At 69.3% G+C, this 5,319-nt stretch carries 1 protein-coding gene; it reads right to left on the reverse strand.

The features are described from left to right. The coding region (locus ACGF3J_RS38660; RefSeq protein WP_393856122.1) for an amino acid adenylation domain-containing protein at positions 1 to 5,319 on the reverse strand (5,319 nt) is incomplete at both ends.

The following is a 5,319-nucleotide window of genomic DNA, read 5'->3' on the forward strand; positions in this document are numbered from 1 at the left end:
AACAAACCCGCCCGCTCATCCAACTCCCCATACGACAACGACTCACCCCCACACACCACCGCCACCGCACCCGGATCCCGCACCACCCACTCCCCAAACAACTCCACCACCGAACCCACCACCCCCACCACAGGCGCATCATTCCACTCCACGACCATCCGCTCGCGAACGAGCGGTGACACCACGGCGACCTCACCCAGAGGTGTCTCCGGTGCACTCTCCAGCGCCTCGACCAAGCCTTCGGCCGCGTTCTGCAGCAACGCGCACACCAGCTCCGGATCCCCCGGCGCCACCGCATCAGCCGTCAGCCCGAACGCGGTCCCCAGATCATCCACCGACACCGACAGCGGATAATTCGTCCGGTCCTCCATCGACAGCATCGCCACCCCGGCAAGACCACCATTCCTCCCACCGCCACCGCCGTCCCGGCGGGGCTGACCGCCATGACGGTAGTTGAGCAGGGACGTGAAGAGCGGGGCTGCGGCGGGAACGCCGCTGGCCTTCTGCGCCAGGGCGAGGGGAGCGTGCTCGTGCACCAGCAGGCCGGCCAACTGCCCCTGCATCGCCCGCACCGCGCCCACCACATCCAGGCCTGCCATGTCCACCCGCACCGGCAGGGTGTTCATGAACGGCCCCGGAATCCGGTCCGCACCCCGCCCGGAGTTCATCCGGCCCAGCAACACCGTCCCGAACACCACGTCCGACCGCCCCGCCAGACTCCCCACCACCCGCGCATACGCCACATGGAACAACGTCGCCGGACTCACCCCCAGGCGACGGGCCTGCTCCCGCAACCGGTCTCCCAGTCCGTCATCGACCCGCAGCCGCCCCTGCCGCACACCCGTGCCGTCGCCGCGCGTATCGGCCAGGCCGAACGGCAGCGTCGGCTCCGTCACGTCCCTCAGCAGCTCCGCGAAGAACTCCTCGTGCTCGGCGCGTGAGACCCCCAGCCGGGCCTGGGCCACGAAGTCACGGAACGGCAGCGGCTCAGGGAGAGCATCGCTGCGCCCTCCCATGAACGCCGCGACCTCGCCCAGCACCACCTGCAGTGCGGTGTGGTCCTGGAGCAGGTGGTGCACCTGCACCAAGCCGAGCCACCGCTCACCGCCCGGCTCGGCCGCCACGTGTACGCGCAGCAGCGGCGCCCGTCGCAGGTCCATCCAGCGTCCGGCGAGCGCGAGCAGCTCGGCCTGCGGGTCATCACCGTCCCCGGTCAGGACCACCTCGGTGACCGGGACGACCGCACGTTTCCGGACCACCTGCACCGGCTCGGGCAACGCCTCCCACACCAGCCCAGTGCGGTAGATGTCGTGCCGGTCCACCACCCGCTGCAACGCCGCCAGGAACGCGTCCAATCGCGCACGGCTGTCGAAACCGAGCATCATCGGCACGAGGTAGACGTCCGCCTCACCCGGGCCGGTGAGCAGGTGGTGGAAGAAGATGCCCTCCTGCAACGGCGCCAGCGGATACACGTCGGCGACGTTCGCCGCCCCACCCTCGACCGACTCACAGACCAAGTCGATCTGCGCCGCTGTCAGCTCCACCAGCGGCAGCATCTCCGGCGTGATGACCTCCGCCCCCTCCGGAATCTCGTTGGGAGGCACCTCCACCACACCCCCGCCACTGCCCGCAGCAGCCAACGCCGCCGACGTCGGAGCCTCGAACAACACCCGCACCGACACCCCGAACCCACGCTCACGCAGCCGCTGCACCAACGACACCGCCAGCAACGAATGCCCACCCAGCTCGAAGAAGTTGTCCTCCACCCCAACGTGTTCGACGCCCAGCACCTCCGCGAACACCTGGCACACCAGCTCTTCGGCCACCGTGGCAGGACCCCGCCCACCGGCAGACGAATACTCCGGCGCGGGGAGGGCCGCCCGGTCCAGCTTCCCGTTCACCGACAACGGCAACTCATCCAGCACCACGACCGCAGAGGGCACCATGTACTCCGGCAACCGCGCGCTCCCGAGGGCACGCACTTCGCCGGACAGTTCGTCGCCCCGTCCAGCATCACCCTCGGGCACGACGTACGCGACGAGGCGCTCATCACCCTGGGTGTCCTCCCGGGCGACCACCACCGCTCGAGCCACCTCGGGATGTGCCGCCAGGACGGCCTCGACCTCACCCGGCTCGACCCGGAAGCCGCGGACCTTCACCTGATCGTCCGCACGGCCTACGAACACCAGCTGCCCGTCCACCGTCCACCGCACCAGGTCACCGGTCCGGTACATCCGCTCACCCGCATCGCCGAACGGGCAGGCCACGAACCGCTCCGCCGTCAGCCCCGGTCGCTCGTGGTACGCCCGTGCCAGGCCCGTGCCGGCCACATACAGCTCCCCCGCCACACCCGGCGGCACCGGCTCCAGGAACCGGTCCAGCACATAGACGCGGGTGTTGTCGACCGGCCGACCGATCGGAACACCGATCGGACCACTCCCACCTGCCGTTTCGCTCGTACCGCCGTGCCAAGACGTCGAGTCGACCGTGGTCTCCGTCAGCCCGTAGACATTGTGCAACTCCACGTCCCACAGGCTCGTAACCCGTTGATGCAGAGCGTCCGTCAGCGCCTCACCGCCGCAGAACAGCATCCGCAGACTCGTGCAATCGGCCGCGGCGGACTCGGCGACGAACACCGACAGCAGCGAAGGTACGAAGTGTGCGGCGGTGACCTCCTCACGCCGCACCAAGTCCGCCAGGTAGGCCGGATCACGGTGGCCATCCGGGGCGGCGATCACCAACGCCGCCCCGGACATCAACGGCCACCACAGCTCCCAGACCGACGCGTCGAACCCGAACGGCGTCTTGTTGAGCACTCGGTCCGACGCCTCCAGCCGGAACGTTCGCTGTGCCCAGAGGAGATGGTTGGCCAGGCCTCCGTGGGTGACCACCACGCCCTTCGGCCTCCCCGTCGACCCGGACGTATACATCACGTACGCCGCATGCCCGGCCGTCAGGACCGGACTCGACCACTCATCCCTACCAGCCGGCTCCGCCTCGTCGACGGCAAGCACGGGCACGGTCAGGTCTGCCGGAAGTTCACCGGCGTGCGCATGCGTCGTAAGCACACAGGACGGGCGGGCGTCGGTCAGCGTGAACGCGAGCCTTTCGGAGGGATGGTCCGGATCGACGGGGAGATAGGCAGCACCGGCCTTCCACACCGCCAGCAAGGTCACTACCAGCTCGACCGACCGCTCCAGCATGACCGCCGCCACCGACTCCGGCCCCACACCCCGACCGGCCAGCACCCCCGCCAGCCGGTGCGCCCGCTCATCCAACTCTCCATACGACACACGTTCATTTCCATACACGACCGCGACAGCGCTCGGGTCCCGCAGCACCTGATCCTCGAAGAGCGACAGCCACGTCGTTTCCGGCTTTGGTACGGCGGTGTCGTTCCAATCGGTCACCACCTGGTGCCGTTCCGCTCCCGACAGGACCTGGACCTGTCCCACCCGAACCTGCGGGTCTGCGGCCACCAGCGACAGCACCTTCAGCAACCGCTCGGCGACCGCATCCACGGTCCCCGCGTCGAACAGATCCGCCGCCCCGGTGACCGACCCCCGCAACCCCACCGGGCGGCCCTCACCGTCGGTCACCTCACCCAACGACACATCGAGATCGAACTTCGCCACCCGCGGACCGCCGGACACCGGCGCCACCCGCAGATCGGGGAGGTCCAGCCTGGCCTGACCCAGATTCTGGAGGGTGAGCATGACCTGGAACAGCGGATGCCGCGCGAGCGAGCGGTCCGGTGCCAGCACCTCCACCAACCGCTCGAACGGCACCTCCTGGTGCTCCAGCGCCGCCAGACTCGTCTCCCGTACGCGCCCAAGCAGTTCGCCGAAGGTCGGGTCCCCCGACACATCGGTGCGGAGCACCAGCGTGTTGACGAAGAGCCCCACGAGATCATCCAGCGCCTGGTCGGTACGGCCGGCCACCGCCGTACCGACAGGAATGTCCTCCCCCGCACCCAACTTCGACAGAAGCACGGCCAGCGCAGCCTGCACCACCATGAACAGGGTCACGCCCTGCTCCCGCGCCAGTGCCGTCAGCTGCGCGTGCACCTCCGCCGGGACCACCAGCGACGCCGTGTGGCCCCGGTACGAAGCCGCTGCCGGTCGCGGCCGATCCACCGGCAGCGCCAGCTCCTGCGGCGCCCCCGCCAACGCGTCCCGCCAGAAGCTGACCTGTGCGGCCAGCACGCTGTCCGGATCATCCTCATCACCCAGCAGCTCCCGCTGCCACAGGGTGTAGTCCGCGTACTGCACCGGCAACGGCTCCCAACCAGGCACACGGCCCTCGCACCGTGCGGCGTACGCGACGGAAATGTCCTGAGCCAGGGGGCCCATCGACCATCCGTCCCCTGCCACGTGATGCACGACCACCACGAGCACGTGCGCATCCGCACCGGTCTCGAGCAGCAGCGCCCGCAGCGGCACCTCGACAGCGAGGTCGAACCCGTGCCCGGTCTCCTGCGCCACCAGGTCCGCCACCTCACCCTCGGACACCCGCCCGACCCGCAGCACCTCCCCCAGCTCACCGACCGCCAGAACCCGCTGATACGGCTCCCCGTCCACCACCGGGAACACCGTCCGCAACACCTCATGCCGCCCCAGCACATCACCGAACGCCACCCGCAGTGCGGCAACATCCAACGCACCCTCCAGACGGAGTGCGATCGGAATGTTGTACGTCGCGCTCGGCCCCTCCAACTGCGCCAGGAACCACAACCGCCTCTGGGCGAACGACAACGGCACCCTCTCAGGCCGCACCCACGGTGTCAGACCCACCCGTGCCGCGCCCGCACCCGCGATCCGCGCCGCCAGCCCCGCCGGCGTCGAAGCCTCGAACAACACCCGCACACCCACCTCAACCCCGAACACCACCCTCAACCGCGACACCAACCGCATCGCCAGCAACGAATGCCCACCCAACTCGAAGAAGTCCTGCTCAACCCCCACCCACTCCAGACCCAGCACCTCACCGAACACCTGACACATCAGTTCCTCCGCCGCCGTCGCCGGGGCGCGTCCGGTGTCGGCTGCGGCGTATTCGGGGGTGGGGAGCGCGGCTCGGTTGAGTTTGCCGTTGATGGTCAGGGGGAGTTCGGGCAGGGGCACGAAGGCTGCGGGGATCATGTAGGCGGGCAGGTGTGCGGCGGCATGGGCTCGCAGGTCGGCGGTCAGGACCGCGTCTGGGGCAGTTGTGGTGTTGGTGGTGTTGGTGTCCGTGACGGGGACGATGTAGGCGATCAGGCGGGTGTCCCCGGGAGTGTCCTCACGGGCGACGACAGCCGCCTGCGCCACCCCGGGATGC

The sequence above is a fragment of the Streptomyces sp. NPDC048171 genome (assembly GCF_043202655.1).
Classification (GTDB): Bacteria; Actinomycetota; Actinomycetes; order Streptomycetales; family Streptomycetaceae; genus Streptomyces.